At 63.3% G+C, this 17490-nt stretch carries 13 protein-coding genes; 5 read left to right on the top strand and 8 right to left on the bottom strand.

Annotated elements, in window-relative coordinates; translation table 11 throughout:
- The 4 genes from tssG to RMO89_RS15245 form a co-directional block, all read left to right on the top strand.
- Positions 1–1057 (top strand): type VI secretion system baseplate subunit TssG (gene tssG / locus RMO89_RS15260; RefSeq protein ID WP_310534167.1); only part of this gene is annotated, 1057 nt, incomplete at its 5' end.
- The gene (tssH, locus tag RMO89_RS15255; protein ID WP_310534165.1) at positions 1054–3735 is read left to right on the top strand and encodes a type VI secretion system ATPase TssH; all 2682 of its coding nucleotides are present in this window, start codon (positions 1054–1056) and stop codon (positions 3733–3735) included. The genes tssG and tssH, both read left to right, overlap by 4 nt.
- A gap of 30 nt (positions 3736–3765) precedes the next feature.
- On the top strand, positions 3766–3999 hold the full coding sequence (locus RMO89_RS15250) for a hypothetical protein (protein ID WP_310534164.1): 234 nt from the start codon (positions 3766–3768) through the stop codon (positions 3997–3999).
- Between the two features lie 10 nt (positions 4000–4009).
- Positions 4010–4150 carry a hypothetical protein gene (locus RMO89_RS15245; protein WP_310534163.1) on the top strand — a complete coding sequence of 47 codons (141 nt, stop codon included), beginning with the start codon at positions 4010–4012 and terminating at the stop codon, positions 4148–4150.
- Positions 4151–4276: 126 nt separating this feature from the next.
- Here RMO89_RS15245 and RMO89_RS15240 read toward each other — a convergent pair whose 3' ends face one another.
- Both RMO89_RS15240 and RMO89_RS15235 read right to left on the bottom strand, forming a co-directional pair.
- Positions 4277–4981 carry a hypothetical protein gene (locus RMO89_RS15240; protein ID WP_310534162.1) on the bottom strand — a complete coding sequence of 235 codons (705 nt, stop codon included), beginning with the start codon at positions 4979–4981 and terminating at the stop codon, positions 4277–4279.
- Positions 4982–5034: 53 nt separating this feature from the next.
- Positions 5035–5859 (bottom strand): glycoside hydrolase family 19 protein, encoded by an 825-nt coding sequence (locus tag RMO89_RS15235; RefSeq protein ID WP_310534161.1) that lies wholly within the window; start codon positions 5857–5859, stop codon positions 5035–5037.
- A gap of 493 nt (positions 5860–6352) precedes the next feature.
- Here RMO89_RS15235 and RMO89_RS15230 point away from each other — a divergent pair, with 493 nt between their 5' ends.
- Positions 6353–7777 (top strand): class I SAM-dependent methyltransferase, encoded by a 1425-nt coding sequence (locus RMO89_RS15230; RefSeq protein WP_310534159.1) that lies wholly within the window; start codon positions 6353–6355, stop codon positions 7775–7777.
- Here the strand turns inward: RMO89_RS15230 and RMO89_RS15225 are convergent, their stop codons facing one another.
- The 6 genes from RMO89_RS15225 to tssK are packed head-to-tail and all read right to left on the bottom strand — an operon-like array spanning position 7778 to position 17450.
- The gene (locus RMO89_RS15225; RefSeq protein WP_310534158.1) at positions 7778–9844 is read right to left on the bottom strand and encodes a serine/threonine-protein kinase; all 2067 of its coding nucleotides are present in this window, start codon (positions 9842–9844) and stop codon (positions 7778–7780) included.
- On the bottom strand, positions 9841–10620 hold the full coding sequence (locus RMO89_RS15220) for a protein phosphatase 2C domain-containing protein (protein ID WP_310534157.1): 780 nt from the start codon (positions 10618–10620) through the stop codon (positions 9841–9843). Before RMO89_RS15220 ends, RMO89_RS15225 begins: the two co-directional genes overlap by 4 nt.
- Positions 10617–11153 (bottom strand): type VI secretion system-associated protein TagF, encoded by a 537-nt coding sequence (tagF, locus tag RMO89_RS15215; RefSeq protein WP_310534171.1) that lies wholly within the window; start codon positions 11151–11153, stop codon positions 10617–10619. The genes RMO89_RS15220 and tagF overlap by 4 nt, the downstream gene beginning before the upstream one ends.
- 8 nt (positions 11154–11161) lie before the next feature.
- The gene (gene tssM, locus RMO89_RS15210) at positions 11162–14647 is read right to left on the bottom strand and encodes a type VI secretion system membrane subunit TssM (protein WP_310534155.1); all 3486 of its coding nucleotides are present in this window, start codon (positions 14645–14647) and stop codon (positions 11162–11164) included.
- An 8-nt stretch (positions 14648–14655) separates the two neighbouring features.
- Positions 14656–16140, bottom strand: a complete 1485-nt coding sequence (icmH, locus tag RMO89_RS15205) for a type IVB secretion system protein IcmH/DotU (RefSeq protein ID WP_310534153.1) — start codon at positions 16138–16140, stop codon at positions 14656–14658.
- A complete protein-coding gene (gene tssK / locus RMO89_RS15200; protein ID WP_409035562.1) occupies positions 16137–17450 on the bottom strand; it encodes a type VI secretion system baseplate subunit TssK in 1314 nt (437 codons plus the stop codon). Before tssK ends, icmH begins: the two co-directional genes overlap by 4 nt.
- Positions 17451–17490 lie beyond the last annotated feature (40 nt).

The raw sequence follows: 17490 nt of genomic DNA, 5'->3' as shown, positions 1-17490 counted from the left end.
AATGGCCCCCGCGGATCGGCCGACAGCACACCATCTGAGCTACGTCGCCACCGCGCAGCCAGCGGTGAAGCGGTGGGGGCTCTTTCCGCTGCTCCGGCGGTTCGAGGCGCTTGCGCCGAAGCTGCCGCGCATCGGCCGCGCCCGCTTGCCCAAATCTGACATCGTCGAGATCGGGCAAAGTCCCAGCCAGGGGTTCTCGCCAGCCACGGTCGCTTCGATCGAGGTCAAGCGCGGGCGGGCATCGGTATCGAACTATGCCCTGGGCCTTCTCGGGCCGATGGGCGCGCTGCCCATGCACCTCACCGAATATGCGCAGTACGAAAATCGCTATGCCAAAGGGCGGCCGTTCGGGCGGTTTCTTGACCTGATTTCAGGGCGGATGCTGCAATTCTTCTACCGCGCCTGGGCCGATAGCCAGCCGGTGACTTATCTTGACCGGCCGGGCGATGACCGCTTTGCCAACTATATCGCCACCCTTTCAGGCGCACATGATGGCGCGCAGACGGACAGTGCGTTCCCACCGCAGGCGCGGCTGCACTATGCCGGTTTCTTCGCCTCGCGCCGCAGCGCCATTGGTTTGCAGGACGCGCTATCGCATCTTTTGGGTCAGCCGCTGGTCATCCAGCAATTCCAGCCGCGCTGGCAATCGATCGAGCCGGCCGATCGGTCACGGCTGGGCCGCGATTTTTGCGAGCTGGGCACCGATGCCATTCTCGGATCGCAGGTCCGTACGGTGACCGATGCCTTCCGCGTGGTCATCCGGGCACAGTCTCACCGCGATTACCTGTCGCTGATGCCACCGGGAAAGCGCTTTGCCATCGCGGCAGAGGCGCTCGATGCCTTCGCGCCGAGCCACCTTGAATGGGATCTCGCGGTAGAGATTGCCGGCACGCAGGCGCCGCCCATCAAGCTTGATGGCAAGGGGCGGCTCGGCTGGACCAGTTGGCTCGGCAAGGACACCAACAAACCAATTCGCAGCGACGCACATTTGCGCCGCGGTTCGCGCACTAGAAAACGCGAAGCCGCGGGATCACGCACCAGGGGGACACAGCAATGACGGAAATTTCGCGCGCTTCACTTTTCGGACGGCTCAATCCGACGGCGCTCAAAGGGATCGAGACTGCCACCAGCTTCTGCAAGATGCGGGGCAATCCCTATGTCGAACTGATCCACTGGCTGCACGTGCTGCTGCAGGAATCGCGCAACGACCTTGCGGCGATCCGCTCGGCCTTCGCGGTCGACGATACCAAGCTGGCACGCGATGTTGTGGCGGCGCTGGACGCTCTGCCGCGCGGCGCTTCGGCGATTTCGGATTTCTCCCCCCAGATCGAGGAAGCGATCGAGAAGGGCTGGCTCTATGCCTCGCTGCAATTCTCGGCGAGCCGAGTGCGGACCGGGCACCTGCTCTTCGGTATGCTCAAGACGCCGACGCTGAAGAACGCGCTGTTCGCGATCTCGCCCGAATTCCGCAAGATGCAGGTCGAAAAACTCGGCGCCGAGTTCGAGAATATCTGCGCTTCGTCGATCGAGACCACGCAAGTCGATACCGGTCCTTCCTCCGTCAGTTCGGCGGGCGGCGATGCCGGCGGCGGGCCGGTGAGCGAAGGCGAGGCGCTTGCCAAGTTCTCGATCGACCTCACCGAAAAGGCCAGATCAGGCGAGATCGACAAGATTGTCGGGCGCGATGCCGAAATCCGTCAGGTCGTCGATATCCTGCTGCGCCGCCGCCAGAACAACCCGATCCTGGTTGGTGAGGCCGGCGTGGGCAAGACCGCCGTGGCCGAGGGCTTTGCCCGCCGCATCGTCGATGGTGATGTGCCGCCGGTGCTGCAGGGCGTGACCGTGCGCTCGCTCGACATCGGGCTGTTGCAGGCCGGAGCCTCGGTAAAGGGCGAGTTTGAAAAGCGCCTGCGTCAGGTCATCGATGAAGTGGAATCGAGCACCAAGCCGATCATCCTGTTTATCGATGAAGCGCACACGCTGGTCGGGGCCGGCGGACAGGCGGGTACGGGCGATGCCGCGAACCTGCTCAAGCCGGCGCTGGCGCGCGGGCGGCTGCGGACCATCGCCGCGACGACCTATGCCGAATACCGCCAGTATTTTGAAAAGGACCCGGCGCTGACCCGCCGCTTCCAGACGGTCGACGTGGGCGAGCCCGATACCGACAATGCTGTGGCCATGCTGCGCTCGGTCGCGCCGATGATGGAAAAGCATCACGATGTCGTGCTGCTCGACGAAGCGGTGGAAGCGGCGGTGAAGCTGTCACAGCGCTATGTTCCAGCACGGCAATTGCCCGACAAGGCGGTGAGTCTGCTCGATACCGCCTGTGCGCGCGTTGCCGTTTCGCAACACGCCGTGCCCGCGCAGGTCGAGGATCGCCGCCGACGGGTCGAACTGCTTGAGGTTGAACGCGAGATTGCCGCGCGCGAACAGGCCGGCCAGTACCGCGAGGATGACCGTGTCGCCAAGATCGACGAACTGCTGATCGAAGCCCGCGCCGAATGCGTCGAGGCCGAGACCAAGTGGGACGCAGAGAAGGCCGCGCTGGAAGTCGTGAAGGCGGCGCGCGATGCGCTGACAGCCGCAGCTACGGTTCCCGCAGAAGAAGGCGCGGAAGAAGGCGCGGAGGCCGCGCCTGTGGCCGATACAGCGGAGCTCAAGGCCGGGCTCTATTCGGCGATTGCCGCTATGAAGGCGGCTCAGGGCGATGCGCCGATGGTCTTTGGCGTCGCCGATGCCGATGCCGTCGCCAGCGTCGTGGGCGATTGGACCGGCATTCCGGTCGGCCGCATGGTCAAGAACGAGATCGCCTCGGTCCTGACCATTGCCGACCAGTTGAAAACTCGCGTGATCGGGCAGGACGATGCGATGGATGCCATCGCCAAGCGCATCCAGACCAGCCGTGCCAAGCTCGACAACCCGAACAAGCCGGTTGGCGTGTTCATGCTCTGCGGCCCGTCAGGCGTCGGCAAGACCGAAACTGCGCATGTCCTCTCCGAACTGCTCTATTCGGGCGATGACAGCCTGATCGTCATCAACATGAGCGAGTTTCAGGAAGCGCATACCGTCTCGACGCTCAAGGGCGCTCCAGCCGGCTATGTCGGCTATGGCCAGGGCGGCGTGCTGACCGAAGCCGTGCGGCGGCGGCCCTATTCGGTGGTCCTGCTCGACGAGGTTGAAAAGGCGCACCCCGACGTCCACGAGATGTTCTTCCAGGTCTTCGACAAGGGCTTCATGAATGACAGCGAAGGCCGCTTCATCGATTTCAAGAACACGCTGATCCTGCTCACCAGCAATGTCGGCACCGAGCTGATCACGACGATGAGCGAAGACGAGGAAATGAAGCCCGAGACCGAGGCGCTGGCTCAGGCCCTGCGGCCCGATCTGCTCAAGACCTTCCCGCCGGCGCTGCTCGGACGCCTGATCGTGCTGCCCTATTACCCGCTGTCGCCCTCCATGTTGCAAGGCATCGTGCGCCTGCAGATGGGCCGCATCGTCAAACGCTTCCAGGAAAACCACGGCATCACGTTCAGCTATGGCCAGGAAGTGGTCGACCTCATCGTCTCGCGCTGCAACGAAGTCGCCAGCGGCGGCCGCGTGATCGATGCCATCCTGACCAATTCGATGCTGCCGGACATTTCGGTCAAGCTGCTCGAAAAGCAGATGGGCGGCGAAGTCGTGGAAACGCTCGACGTGACGGTCGAGGGGGATGGGTTTGTTTATAAGTTCGGGTGATAGGAAAATCAGCTTTTAATGGAGAATCCCATGTCAGAACGACAAGATGCGATCATGGCCTGCAAGATCATCATGAAGAAGAAATTCGGCGTAAGCATACCCACTGTCATCGTTGAGGCCGCCTATGATGCGACAACACGCTTCGCTCGTGATCCTGGAAAGAGAAGGCTGTCGCCAAGCAAGTTGATTGAGGAATATGCGATCAAGACTAAGGCCAATATGATCGTCGATACCCTGAAAACCAAATTCAATAATATCGCCTAAGGAAATAGCTATGCCGTTTATCGCAGTTCCTATCGCCTTGGCCCTTGTCGCCTGCATGCTTGTCATAAGAATCTATCTCAAGTCCGGTATGGAACTTGATGAGATTTTCAAGAAATTTGATGAAGACAAGGAATTCAAGGAAAAAGAGTAGACTCAGCTCCAACTTGGAGCCGCGCTCATTTGCAATTGCGATTGCGATTGGCGCGGCAAGAAGCAATTCGGCAGCCTTGCGCACAGCGGTGCCTGTCAGGCCGGGATGGAACACCGCCGGCAGACGTCATTTCGCGCTGCCTAGATCGATAACCAGATTGCCGCTGGCCGCATGTGCCGCGCCCGGGTTTTCCCGCGCCGGAAGCAATAGCCCGATCTGGGTGAGGTCATAGCGGCAGGGACCTCCTCCGGGCAGGCCGATCCGCACAAGCAGTTTGCCGGGCCGCGTGCCGACAATCGAGAAACGGCGCAGGATGTCATCAGGTACGGAATAGCAGGCCGTGCCCTCTCCGCGCCGCAGGGCTTCCAGCGCCGCGTCGAGGCCTTCGCCGGTCTCTCCGCGGGCATGGGCTATAAAAAATGGATCGCGGCGGAGTGCTTCGTTGATTGCAGGTGCCGGCACCAGTTCAATGAGCGAAATAGGTTGCGACCGGCGGGCCACTGGCTTCGTCATGTCGTAAGTTCTAAGGGTCGTCTCGCCGCCCGGATGGGCGGATTGCGGCTGATCAAGAAACGATTCGTCTCTGACCGACAGGTAAGGCCCGGTAAGCGCCGCCCAGCTGATCGAATGGCGCACGGTCGCTCGGCGGGCAATGGAACCCTTGTGCTGGGCGCGAAGCGATGCCGACAGCGAGAACACGGCGCGGGCACTTCTGGTGTCATGGATTCTGAGGTCCTTGCTGCCCCAAACCATGGCAAAGATCGGAGTTTGCGGCCTGGCGGCCTGGCGGCTGGGCGCAGTGTCTCCAAGCACGGCGGATTGCGGTGCCAAGACCTGTAGCGCAGCGAGGAAAGCTGCCCCCAACGCACGGGTACCACCTCTTTTCACCGCAAGGCTACCCTGAGCATCACTTCGAATGCTTCAGCATAGGCGGCAATGTCTTCAGCCTTGTCCAAGGCGTTGATGATCTTGCGAGCATTGACGTAATTGCACTTCAGGTCGTTGATGAATCGGCCGAGTCCGACCCCGGTGAAGCTGCCGTTAGTCATTCCGTAGACCATGACGTCGAAAGCAATATCGTATTCCAGGGCCTTTTCAGGGCTGTCGACCAACTGATCGCCGAGGAGCAGCTTCTTGCCCAGGCTTTTGTAATTGTTCTTCCAGGTCAACTGCACAAAGCCGCGCCCGCAGTACTTTGCACCGTCACCGGGCTCGGTATTGCCGTGGTCCTTGGCATTCTGCGGATTGTTGCCTTCAACGTCGTATTTCTTCTTGAAGTAGTTGGCCCCGCCGGTTTCCGTTATCGGCATAAAGGTGTGGCCGGTCTCGTGCTTGGTCGTTGCCAGCATGTATGCCGCCCAGCGAACATCAGAGACACGCGGATCGCCGGCAAGACGCGTTGCCAGCTGGATCATGGCGTCCACGCCCACGTCGCTGAACTGCTTCTGGTACCTGTCTTTGAGCATGTCGGTGTTCAGCGTGGCACCCAGCACCGCGCTCGAACTGCCAAACAGGTCGTCCTCCTTGATTGCCGGGGCCATTGCGTAAAGGCGCGCAAAGGTGGGCCCGGTCGGACCCATGAGGCCATCGACGACTTTCGTTCGCATGACTTCGCGCTGGAACTTTTCGATGCGGACAATCAACTCGTCGGAAATGAGGCCATCGATCGTTTGCGTCAGGAAGGGCGCGGTCGTGAAACTGGCGGACATGTAAAGTGGCAGCCCGAAACCCAACGATTCAGGAATTCCTGAATAGTAATCGACAGACGCCATAGGCTGGGTCGAATTTGCCGTGCGAAAATCCGAATGGCCAAGAAGAGTCCCGGCGAGGAAATTCCGCTGTCTGGGCGGGATGGCGGCAGAAATCGATCCCGGGGCGTTGCGCCGAAACAAGTCCTGAACAATGGCGACATCTGCCGGACGGTTCTTGCCACCCCTGCCGACAGATTCCCGAATCTTCATCCTCATGCCGTTTCAGCCCCAACAGTCAGATTGCGAAGAATGCATGCTGCGCGAAACCTAATATCAAGTCGATAGTGAAAGAGAAAAATGCTACTGGGACAAAGCAGGAAACATTTCGCTTGTGGTTCAATTCCGGCGGAGTTCTGATGGCTTTGGCATGGTCAGGTCACCCAAGTCTCAATTACTCAGGCTGAATGAATTGCCTTTCACCAAAACGTCGTTTCGCAAATAGAAAGCCCGAATGACCACATCCTATGACTCGGTCGCCTATCCATCGGCGACTTTTCCGCAGACCCATCCGGATCACCTGGCGCTCATCGCCCGGCTGCATGGGCTGGCGACGCCGGCTTTCGAACAGGCGCGGGTGCTCGAGATCGGGGGGGGCGACGGGTTCAATGCGATTGCGCTCGCTGCTGTCTGGCCGGGGGCGCAGTTTGTCAGCTTTGATTTGTCCGCTGAAGCGGTGAAGCGCGGGCAGGCGCTGGTGGCGGCTTCGGGGATGGCGAACGTGCGCGTCGAGCAAGGCGACATTCTCGACTTTGCGCGCGACATGGAGCCGGGGAGCTTCGATTACATCATCGCGCACGGGGTTTATGCCTGGGTGCCGCCGGTCGTGCAGCAGGCGACGCTGGACCTTGTCGGTCGGGCGCTTTCTGCAGATGGCCTCGCCTTCATCAGTTTCAACGCGATGCCGGGCGGCCATGTGCGCCGCGTGATGCGCGACATGCTGCTTCATGCCTTGCAGGATGTCGAAGCGATCGAGGACCGCATCGTCGCTGCCCGCGCCTTCCTTGAACGCTACGCCGAGCGCAAGGATGGTGACGACGCCGTGGTGCTCGCCATGCGCGCGCAAGCCGAGGCCATGCTGGGGCGGCCGGATGCCGTTCTGTTCCATGACGAACTGGGCGAATGTTTCGAGCCGGTATCACTGACCGGGATCAGCACGGATGCCGCCGCGCGCGGGCTGGAATTCCTCGCCGATGCCGGGCGCAACCGCCTGCGTGACGGGTTTCTGGCCGAGGATGCGCCAGACGATGCTGACACCAGCACTCAGGCCATTTTGCGGTGCGCGCAGGATGACGACTATGCCGCGATGCGCTTTTTCCGGCAGTCGATCTTCATCCGCGAAGGGCGTTCGCCCGCCCGCCGGCCCGACCTTTCCTGCCTGCCTGAATTCAGCGCGGCGGGACAGTTCAAATCCGATGGCGATGGCGGGATAAAGGTTCTCGGCGCTGAATTTGCCCTGCGCGATGAAGGATTGACGGCCTGGTTGCTGGCCCTGGGCGAAGGCTGGCCGCGCCATCGTCCGCTGAGCGAACTGGGTGACGATCCGGCGCGGTTCGAAGCCATTTTCCGCCTGTTCGCGATGGGCCTGATCCACCTTTCGAATGCCCCTGCGCCGTTCAGCCTGACAGCGGGAGAAAGGCCGGAGGCCAGCGCCTTGGTCCGCGCCCAGATTGCGCTTGGCTCGCCGCACGTCACGACACTGCATTTCGAGCAGATGGCGCTGGAGGACGAAGCCGCGCGCGGCCTGATCGCCGTTCTTGATGGCTCGCGGGGCAGGAGTGACCTTGAGCCTCTGTGGCAGGACTTGCCGCACGTGGCTGGCCTCACCCTCGATCAGGCACTGGAACTGATCGCCGCACAGCGGTTGCTGCGCGGGTAATCAGCCTGCGGGAACGGCGGTCGGCTTTGCGACAGGCGCTGGAGCAGCGGCGGGTCCGGCCGTTGGCTGGCCGAGCGTGGCTGGCGCAGCGGCTGGCGCGGTATCGGGTTCCTGATTGACGATGCGGAACCAGACCATGTCGGCCTGCCACCCTTCGCGCTTGGCATTGGCGAGGAAGGCGTCGCGCCACTGCGGGGTGCGGCTGGTCAGCGATGGCATGACCTGATCGGCAGGGATCTGGGATTTTCCGAAGATCACCAGCAGGCCGACAAGGCCGTCATTCCCTTGTTCCACCTTCAGGGTCACCGAACCGTCAGGCTCACGCGTGCCCATTCCCGGGCCAAGCTGGGCGTGCACTTCTTCTATCGACTTGGCGAACACGCCTGCTGTTGCCGCAGCATCGGGATCGATACCGCCTAGCACCAGATTGCCGGACATGACCTCCGCCGAAAGCCGGATTTGCGGGATGGCCACGACGGCGCCGTTCATTTCGGCCTGGGCCGTCCGTTCGAACTGCGGCTGATCCGATGAGATGTCACCCCCGCGTTGCGACTTGATCGGGCGATAGGCATCGAGCAGCGTGCAGACCGATTGCGGAGCCGGCATGACGTTTTCGAAACTGATCGCGGAAACGTCCAGCTTGGCCGCGACGAGCGCGTCCGAAATCGCCTTCTGCGCGGCGGCACCGTTGCCGGCCACGCCCTTGAAGGCGATCGTCACCTTGTCCCCTTCGACCTGCATCTGCTGCACATCCAGCCAGGTGCAGTCGAGCCCGGGCAAGACTGCGCCCAGCGCCTGCTGCGCCCGGTCCTGCGGCGGCACCGAAGCGGCGGCCACAGCGGCTTCCTGCGGCTTGTCGTCACCACCGGAAAAGCCCCAGATCGTGCCAAGCAGGAGCAATGCGCCGATCGCTCCGCCAGCAAAAGGCAAAGGCCGCGCCTTGGCAAAGGCAATCGCCTTGGCCGCCCAAGCCGGCATTTCGCGCGCCGGCTTTTCCGCCTTGGCCGCCACGGGCGGGGGTGTGGGGGCCGGGCCGGCGCCACTGCCGATGCGGTCGAGTGCGTCCAGCACGTCAGCCATTGATCGCAGGCGCTTTTGCGGGTCGGCCTGGACCATGCCGGCGAGCACGCCTTGCAAGGATGACGGCGCACCGCTGACATCCACGCCCTGCCGCCGCCGATCGACGGCATCGACCAGCGTTGCTCCCATGTCGACATTGCGGCGGTTGGCGACGGCGAGAATGACCAGGCCAAGGCTGTAGACATCGCTCCACGGACCAACGTCGCGGCCGAAATCGCCGAGCTGCTCGGGCGCCACGAAGGTCAGCTTGCCGGCAAAGCCATCGCCGACAATCGTCGCCTTGCCAGGGTCGAGATCCTTGGCGATGCCGAAGTCGATCAGGCGCGGCTGGTTGATGTTGCCACCGGCAAGGATGACGTTGTCGGGCGAAATGTCGCGGTGGACCGCGCCGAGCGAGTGGGCCACGCGCAGTCCGTCTGCCAACTGCCGGATCAGCCCGGTCAGGCTTTGCGCGTCATTCGGCACCTTGGCCAATACGTCGCTGAGGTTCGTGCCCTCGATATATTCGGTGACGATGTAGAGGATGCCGAGCTGCGGGTCCTGCCCAAGCAGGCGGTAACTGACCACGGCGGGATGCGAAACGCGGGTCAGCGTGGTCGCTTCCTTGCGGAACATGGCCTGGACATTGGGATCGGCGACGAGCGCGGGCAGGATGACCTTGATCGCCACTTTCTCGTCAGGGTTGTTGACGTTAACCCCTTCATAGACCTCGCCCATGCCGCCGCGCGCAATGAAGCGGCGGACCTCGTAGATGTGGTTGAGCACGTCGCCGACACGCAACTGACCATCGCGCGGCTTCTCGCCGGTAGGTGATGGGGCAGGCGGTGGAGCCGGGGGCGGCGGTGGCGGTGAGAACGACGGCGGGGGCGGCGCAGCAGACACGGGCGGCTGGCTCTCGCCATGGCCCGGCACGCTCGTTCCCGGTGAGGTGAAGGGTGCGAAGATCGTTTTGGGATCTTCGGGTGGATCGTTGTCGGAACCGCTCACAGATCGGCCCCTTCCTGCGGCTCGGCGGTCGACCCGAAGACGAGCTGAGTGCGTTCATGCGCCTGGACGACGATCACCGTAACATTGTCCTTCGCCCCGACCTCAAGACAGCGTTCGATCAAGCGGTCGGCGCTTGCCGTGAATTCCGATGTAAGCAGGATATCGCGGATTTCGCCCGAATGCAGCACGCCGTGCAGTCCGTCGCTGCACAGCAGGAACAGGTCGCCCGAATGGAACTTGTCAGTGATGCCTTCCAGCTCGAGCGCATCCTCTACGCCCACGGCCTTGGATAGCACGTGCGACATCGGATGGCTCTCCGCCTCTTCCGGGGGGAGGATGCCGCGCGCAATCATGGCCTGGACCTGCGTGTGATCGGTGGTCAGCTGCAGCAGTTCGCCGCCGCGCAGCAGGTAGGCGCGCGAATCGCCGGCCCAGACAATGCCGAAGGCGTCACCCGAAATCGCGAGGCTGACGACGGTGGAGCCCATCGTCTTGCCTTCCGAAACGCCGCGCTGGAAAATCGTGGCATTGGCGCTGTGGATGGCATTGCTGACCGCTTCGAGCAGGCTTTCCAGCCCCTCACAATCGGGGAGTTCGGAGAAGGACTCGGCAATCTGCTTGCTCGCCCAGTCGCCGGCGGAATGGCCGCCCATGCCATCGGCGACGACCCATACCTTGAGGTCGGGCACGACGGCGAACAGGTCCTCGTTATGATCGCGGACCGATCCGGTGTCAGTGCTCGCCTGCCAGTCGAGCCGGTATTCGCGCGCCGTCATGCCAATTGCCCAGTCACAGCAATCATTTCCTCGATCAAGCTGACCGGAACCGTTCCGGACAGGTGCGGGGTGGGGCTTGGCAGGGTCTCTCCGCCGTCAAGCCACCAGCCTTCGCCGGGTTCAGTCGCGGCCTCTGCATCGCCATCGCATGCGCCTGGCAAGGCCTCTGCTTCCGCCATCAGGCGGTCGACCGGCCACATTTCCGGGATGGCGCGGAACAGCAGGTCTTCGCAGGCCCGGGCACCCGCCGCCGCTTCGCCGGGCGAGGTGCTCTGGCGGGCAAGGAAGATCGGGAACAGTCGCTCGGCGCGGTCCATCGACGGGGCCAGCGCGCCGCCAAGGTAGCTGCCGCCCGCCGCAATGACGCAGCGCCATGGCGGAGCGGAGAGGAACCCGTCGCGGTAGCCCTCGCCAAAGCGTTGCTGGGCAGCCTGGACCGACCCGGACAAGGCCGTATCGAATTCGGTCTGCTGATCAGCCGTCATGCCCCGGCAAATGAAATCGCCGTGGGCCGGAAGCTTGCCGAAGATCACCGCGCCGGTCACAGCGTTGCCGGGCAGCGGAAAGACCAGATGCCGCCGCGGTTGAACGGGTTGCTCGTCCCGGAAATGGTAAAGCGCAGCGCTGCTGACATACCCTTGCGGGTGGTGAACTTGGCGACAAACTGCATGTCGCTGCTCTTTGTCTGCGGCGCGGAATCGACGAGGCGGAAGATCGCCCATGGGCCTTCCTGCTCCAGCCTATCGACTTCCTGCCCGGCGGTGAAGAAGGCAATGTGCGCTTCGGGCGCGCTGGCCTGGGGCAGCCATTGCATCGACTTTTCCGAACGGTCACCCTGCATCAGGCGCTGCGGCGAAGCGCCCGCGCTGAATTCGACCGCATCCGCGCCGCCGCCAAGGCTGACGAGGCCGATCTTGAACGGCAGGCCGGTGACGATCAGGTCACGGATCAGCGGCGTTTCAGCGAACTGTTCGGCGCTGCCGGGATCAAGCGCCGCGGCCACCGGATCGTCCATGTTCCAGCGCCACACCGGGCCGCTGGTGACCATCATCTTCGCCAGCCGGTCGCGGACGAAGGTGTCCATCAGGCTCCCGTTGCCAAAGAATTGCACCACCTGACGCAGGTCTGCGTCAGCCGGTGCCGCAGCGAAAAAAGGGTAGCGGTCTTGGACCACCCCCTGACATGCCGGGAGGACTGTGGTGGCATAGGCCTGCGATACCGCTCCCTGTATCGCTGAGGTCTGGGCGGAACTGCCGCCCTTGGCAGTTTCACTGACGAAGGATTGCAGCATGGCCGGCGCGGTGGCCCCGGCCGCCTGCACGCCGGCTGTGCCTTGCGCCATCTGCGATTGCATCATGTCGCCGGCACCGCCGACGGTTGCAGTCCGACCAGCAAGAACCGCCTGCCCTGCCGTGCGGACAGCATCGATGAACTGGTCAATCGGGGCGACAGCGGCGGTGCCATCGCCGACGTAGATGTGCAGGTCCTTGAAGGCGCGGGTGATTTCGGTCCCGGCATCAGTCTGCGCGCTGGCGGTGGGCATGACCTGCGCGGCGTTGCCCATGCGTTGGGTGATCGCATTCTTGGCCATATTGGTTGCCGCCTGCGTCCCACCGGTGAACAGCGTGTTCTTGCGCACTGCCAGCAGCATCTGCTTCCACGGCGATGGCGACTTGGTGAAGGCACCGAAGGCGGACAGATCGCTGAAATAGGCAGCCGGCACCATGGCCTTGACCACGCCTTCCCACTGGGCGTTGTATTCGGTGGCATAGGCCGCCGCGACGCCCGGACGCACGGTCGAGATCTGGGCGTTGATCGACGAGGTATTGGCCTCCTGCCCCAAGACCCAAAGGTCATCCTCAAGGTTCTTCTGCACGGTCAGGATGCCGGGCTGGTAAACCTTTTCAAAGCCGTCGCGGGTGAAGAAATAGGGCACCTGCAATTGCAGCACGGCATCGGGATTGGCAAAGGCCACGGCATCGCCGCCGGTCAGGATCGAGGCTGCCGTCCAGTTCGCGCCCTGCTGCGCCATGCCCTTTTGCCGCAGGATGGCATAGGCCAGCTGCGCGATGGTGATGTTCTGCAAGGCCACCCGGCCCGCCTGGACCACGTTGTTGTCAATCGGCGGCGTGCGGTTCTGCCACGCCAGGTTGAGGTCGGTATCGCCCAGCATCGCATCAAGGTGCAGCGCCAACCGCTTGCGCGTGTCGGCGCGGTCAGGCCCGGCAAGCGAAACCGCTTCCCAGTCGTTCTGCACCCACGATTTGACCGAAGCCTTCTCGATCCCGCCGGGCCGCTTGCCGCCCAGCATCAGGTAAACCTTGAGCGGTTCATAGACCTGCATGGGATTGGCGATGTTTTCCTGAATCGCCGCTTCCGAACGCAGCAGCAGGCGCGGCAGCATGATGCGGCGGAGCGCGTCCATATAGGCTTCGCGGGCATTGGTGGCGTGGCCAGACTGGAACAGGCCGAAGCGCATCAGCAGCGGCGGTCCGCCAGCCTGCTGATCGGCATAGCCCTGCGACAGGGTCCGCAGCTTGTCGAGAATGGGCAGGGCTTCTTCAAAGCTGGCATCGCTGGCGCTGACTTGCCGCATGTCCAGCCCGCGGTCCTTGATCAGCTTCTGCACTTCAGTGGCCTGCGCGGTCAGTTCGTCCTGCAATGTCATGTTGCGCCATGTGCTGATGCCCCAGAGGACGAGCGTAAGCAGGGTAATAGCCGCGATGCCGCCCAGCGCCATGGTAAGGCGCGAGCGCAGCCGCAGCCGCGCAGAGGGATCCAGCTGGACCAGTCCCGCTTCGGCAAAGATGACTTCGCCCAGCAGGCGGTTGAGGAAATAGGTCTTGCCGCTGCCGCCCACCGCAGCGGTGTTGGGCTGATCATAAACGTCGGCAACCCCGGCGAGCAGCCGGTCAAGCGGCGCGCCGTTCTGCACGCCGCTGGTCAGGTAAACACCGCGCAGCACGCCGCCGGGTACATCATTGGCCGGGAAGGCGCCTTCAATCAGCCGGACCAGCCGCGATCGCAGGGTGTTGACCTGTGCCGGGAAGCCGAGGATCAGGCTGCGGCGCATGGCGTCGTTTTCTTCGGACAAGCGCTTGGCCTGCCGATCGCTGATCGCCTGCGAGATGTCGTCGAAGGCAAAGGTGATGTCTTCGGTCTTGGGCAGGCCCTTGGCGAACGAGAAGGTATGGCCCAGCACCGCGCGCCGGCCTTCGACGTCAAGGTCTTCGAAGAATTCGATGAAGCCGGCGATAAGGTCGGCCTTGGTGATCATGAAATAGACCGGCGCGGCCACTTCCAGCCCGGCGCGCACTTCCATCAGGCGGCGGCGGATGGCGCCGGCATGGGCATCAATCTGGGCGCGGTCCGCCTTGAGCAATTCGTCCGCGCCAATCGCGACGAGGATGCCGTTGACCGGCTGCAACGGCCGGTTGCGCTTGAGCAGGCCAAGAAAGCTGTGCCACGCCTTGGAATCGGCGGCGGCATCGGAATCCTGGCTGGTATAGCGCCCTGCCGTGTCGATCAGCACGGCTTCATCGGCGAACATGAAGTCAAGGTTGCGGGTGCCGCCCACCCCCTTCATCGCCTGATCGCTGAACGGGAACCGCAGGCCGGAATTTTCCAGCGCCGTGGTCTTGCCCGCGCCGGGCGGGCCGATGATCACGTACCACGGCCGCGAATAGAGATAGCCCTTGCGCTTGCCCGATGCCGTCTTGAGGCTGGCCAGCGCCTCGGCCATGCGTTCGGCCTGCAGGCGCTGTTCGCCGTCATTGGCCCCGGCTCCGGCGCTTTGCGCAATGCCGTCAGCCAGTTCGGCCTGCGCCTTTTTCTGGCTCCGCACACGGAGGAAGGCCAGCAGGCCCCAGACACCAAGGATCAGCGCGACCAGCGGCCAGCGCACCCACCAGATGCGGAACGGCGCGGCCACCAGTGGCAGGCCAAGACCGAAGACCAGCAGCAGCAGTACCGTTATGAGGACGGATACCGTCCACCAGTTCGTGAAGAAGGATTTGATCTTCGCCATCTGTGGCCTCAATTCTGGCGTGGAATGACGATTTCGACCCGGCGATTGAGCGATTTGCCCGCTGCCGTGTCGTTGCTTTCGATCGGGCGGCTGTCACCAAAGGCCTGAACCTCGATCCGTGACTGGTCGCTGATCTTCTTGGCGATGAGCAGCGCCACCGTATTTGCCCGCGCGCCCGACAGCGCGACGTTGTCGGTAAAGGCGAGCGACTTGATCGCATCGCTGTCCGTATGGCCTTCGATGGAGATCTTGCCCTTTTCGGTTTCCAGCGCCTGCCCGATCTTCTGGAACAGCGCCTCGCGGCCCGGTTCAAGCTGGTCGGACGCCGATGAGAACAGCTGGCCGACCGTGGTCCGCACGCGCACGGTGGAGGCGTCTTCCTCTACCTTGACCAGACCCTGCTTGATCTCGTCGGCCCGGAATTCCTTGAAGCGCATCGACTGGCTGCCCGCTGCAGGGGGTGGCATGGGGGCACCGATGCGGGTCAGCGAAAGCCGCTCGGTCGGGTTGACCTGGGCAATGGCGATGCGCGATTCCTCTCCCGTTGCCTTCAGCACCAGTAGCAGGATGATGAATGTGGCGAGCAGCACGCCGGCGGCAACCGCCGCGGCAAGGCCGATGTAGCTGAGGAAGCCGACCTTCTGGATCGGGGCCTTTTCGCCGGTCCAGTTCTGCACCAGCACCTGGTTTGACAGGCTGCGCGAATGGTCCATCGCCGAATAGAGCTGCTGCATGATTTCATGCAGGCGGCGCTTGCCATCGGGCAGATGGCGGAAGCGGCCTTCGAAGCCGGCGGCGAGGCAGGCGTGATAGAGTTCGATCAGTTCGCCGTGCTGGGCCGGGCGGGCCAGCATGTCATCGACCAGCTGCCAGAAGCGGTCGCCGCCGATGTTTTCATGGAAGGTCTGGACGACCATCGAATTGCGCGCCCACCTGGCGGCTTCCTGTTCGGCGCCGGGCAGGTTCTGCACGATATCGTCAAGCGCGGAGCAGACTGCATACTTGGCGCGCTGGCGCGTTTCATCAGGGTAGAGCCCGGCAATCGCGCGGTCGAAATTGACGACGGCTTCGGTCGCCTTGGCGTGGAATTGTTCGAGCGGCGCGCGGGCACGGCCGCAGCGGATGCTTGCCGCGAGTGCGAGGATCGGTCCGGCTTCCAGCATCAGGCCGTTGCGGACCTGCTGCTGCACTTGCGGTTTGGGCACGTCGTCCGAAAGGAGGGAGCGCGCCGGGTTGATCGCGGCATTGGCCATATAGCCGCCCGCCGGAGGCGCGGCAGGGTTGGCCGCGCCCCAGCCGGCATTCTCCTGCGGCGGAGGCATCGGCGAGCCGAGCGGACTGCCGAACGGTCGTTCGGGAACGCCCGATCCAGCCGGCGCGCCCAGCGGGCTGCCGCCCTGACGTAGCTCGGTTCCGCCGGGTTTCAGGCCTTGCAACGGCGATGGCCGAAAGACCGTGCGGTTGCCGTTGTTGTTGTCGTCGCTTCCGGTCATCGCTCGGACCTCTTGACGCACCACAGCTCTATCTTGAGATTGGGTAGCATATTATTGGGATCGGCGACATGCAGCCCAAGCGCGGAGGCACGCGCGAAATCGCGCCATTCGGGCACGCCGCGATCAAGCTCGAAATAGACGTAACCGGGCAGCACGCGCAGCTGTGCCGGCGGGGTTGGCGTGTGGCGCAACGGGATGCCCGGCAGCGAGGCATGGACGATGGCGTGCATGTTCTGCCCCGCGCCGACCTTGGCGAGGTTGGGGAACATCGCGCGCGCCTGCTCGAGGTTGCCGGCCGTGTTCACCGCGAGGTAGAAATAGCCATACTGATACAGCGCATGGTCGCGGATCACCGAAACGAAAGACCCCGGCTCGCTCTGTTCCAGCGGCAACTGGATTGCCGAACGCGGCGCATCGAAGGCCAGCATGGTCTGCAGCAGGTCGATCACCGGTTCGAAAGTGACCTGCAGGTTTTCGTGATCATAGGCCGGGAAGGGCGGTGCGCGGCGCTCTGGCCGGGCCAGCGTGGCGATCTCTCCCGCCATGGACACGAGCTGTTCGTAGAGCCGCTCGGGATGGACCGAAGGCAGCGCCTCAAGGTGGCGCAGCAGCGGGCCCCAGCGGTTGAGCGCCTGCAGCAGGAGGAAGCTGGCAAAGGTTTCCGCGCCGCCATCGGTCGCCTCAACCGCGCGCAGCGCCAGTTCCTGCGAGCGCTGGTCGCTGCGGTTGGCGATATCGTTGAGGTAGCCCTTGAGCTGGGGGCTCGAGCGGATGTCCAGCGTCGGCGGAATGTACCGATCATCGAACATCAGCTTCTTGTTTTGAAGTTCGCGCACCTTGGCAAGGCCGAGGCAGACGCGGCCATAGGTCTGGTCGCGGGTGACGCCGAAGTTGAGGTTCGGACGGCCGAACTCCACCGCTTCGCGCACACGCTCGCCCGAAAAGCTGTCCGCCACCTCGTGTTCGTCGACCAGAAAGCGGACATCGGCCCCGGCGCTGTCGCTCTCGGCAAATTCGACCGAGCCGATCTGCGTTGCCGGAACGGTCAGATAGACGATGGCATCGCGCGAATCGGCGGGCAGGTCGATCGGCGGCGGCAGGGGCATCTGGTCCGGGAACGAAAACGTCGTTCCGTCCGGCAACACGCCTGAACAGCGTGAAACGGCGAACTTACCCAGGGGGGCCATCGATTCATCGATCTGCAGCTCGGTAATTCCCCAAGGATAGGGATGGCTGCCTTCAATGCGCAGATTAAGATTCCAGTCGTTGAACCGGTCCTGCTGCTGAAAATGTTGTGGCCGCAAGAACATGCCTTCGCGCCACGCCACTCTTCCGCCGGCAAACATTCAA

This window comes from Novosphingobium sp. (assembly GCF_031424035.1).
Classification (GTDB): Bacteria; Pseudomonadota; Alphaproteobacteria; order Sphingomonadales; family Sphingomonadaceae; genus Novosphingobium.
Note: the sequence above shows the minus strand (reverse complement) of the source record. Positions and strands in the feature narration are given on the sequence as shown.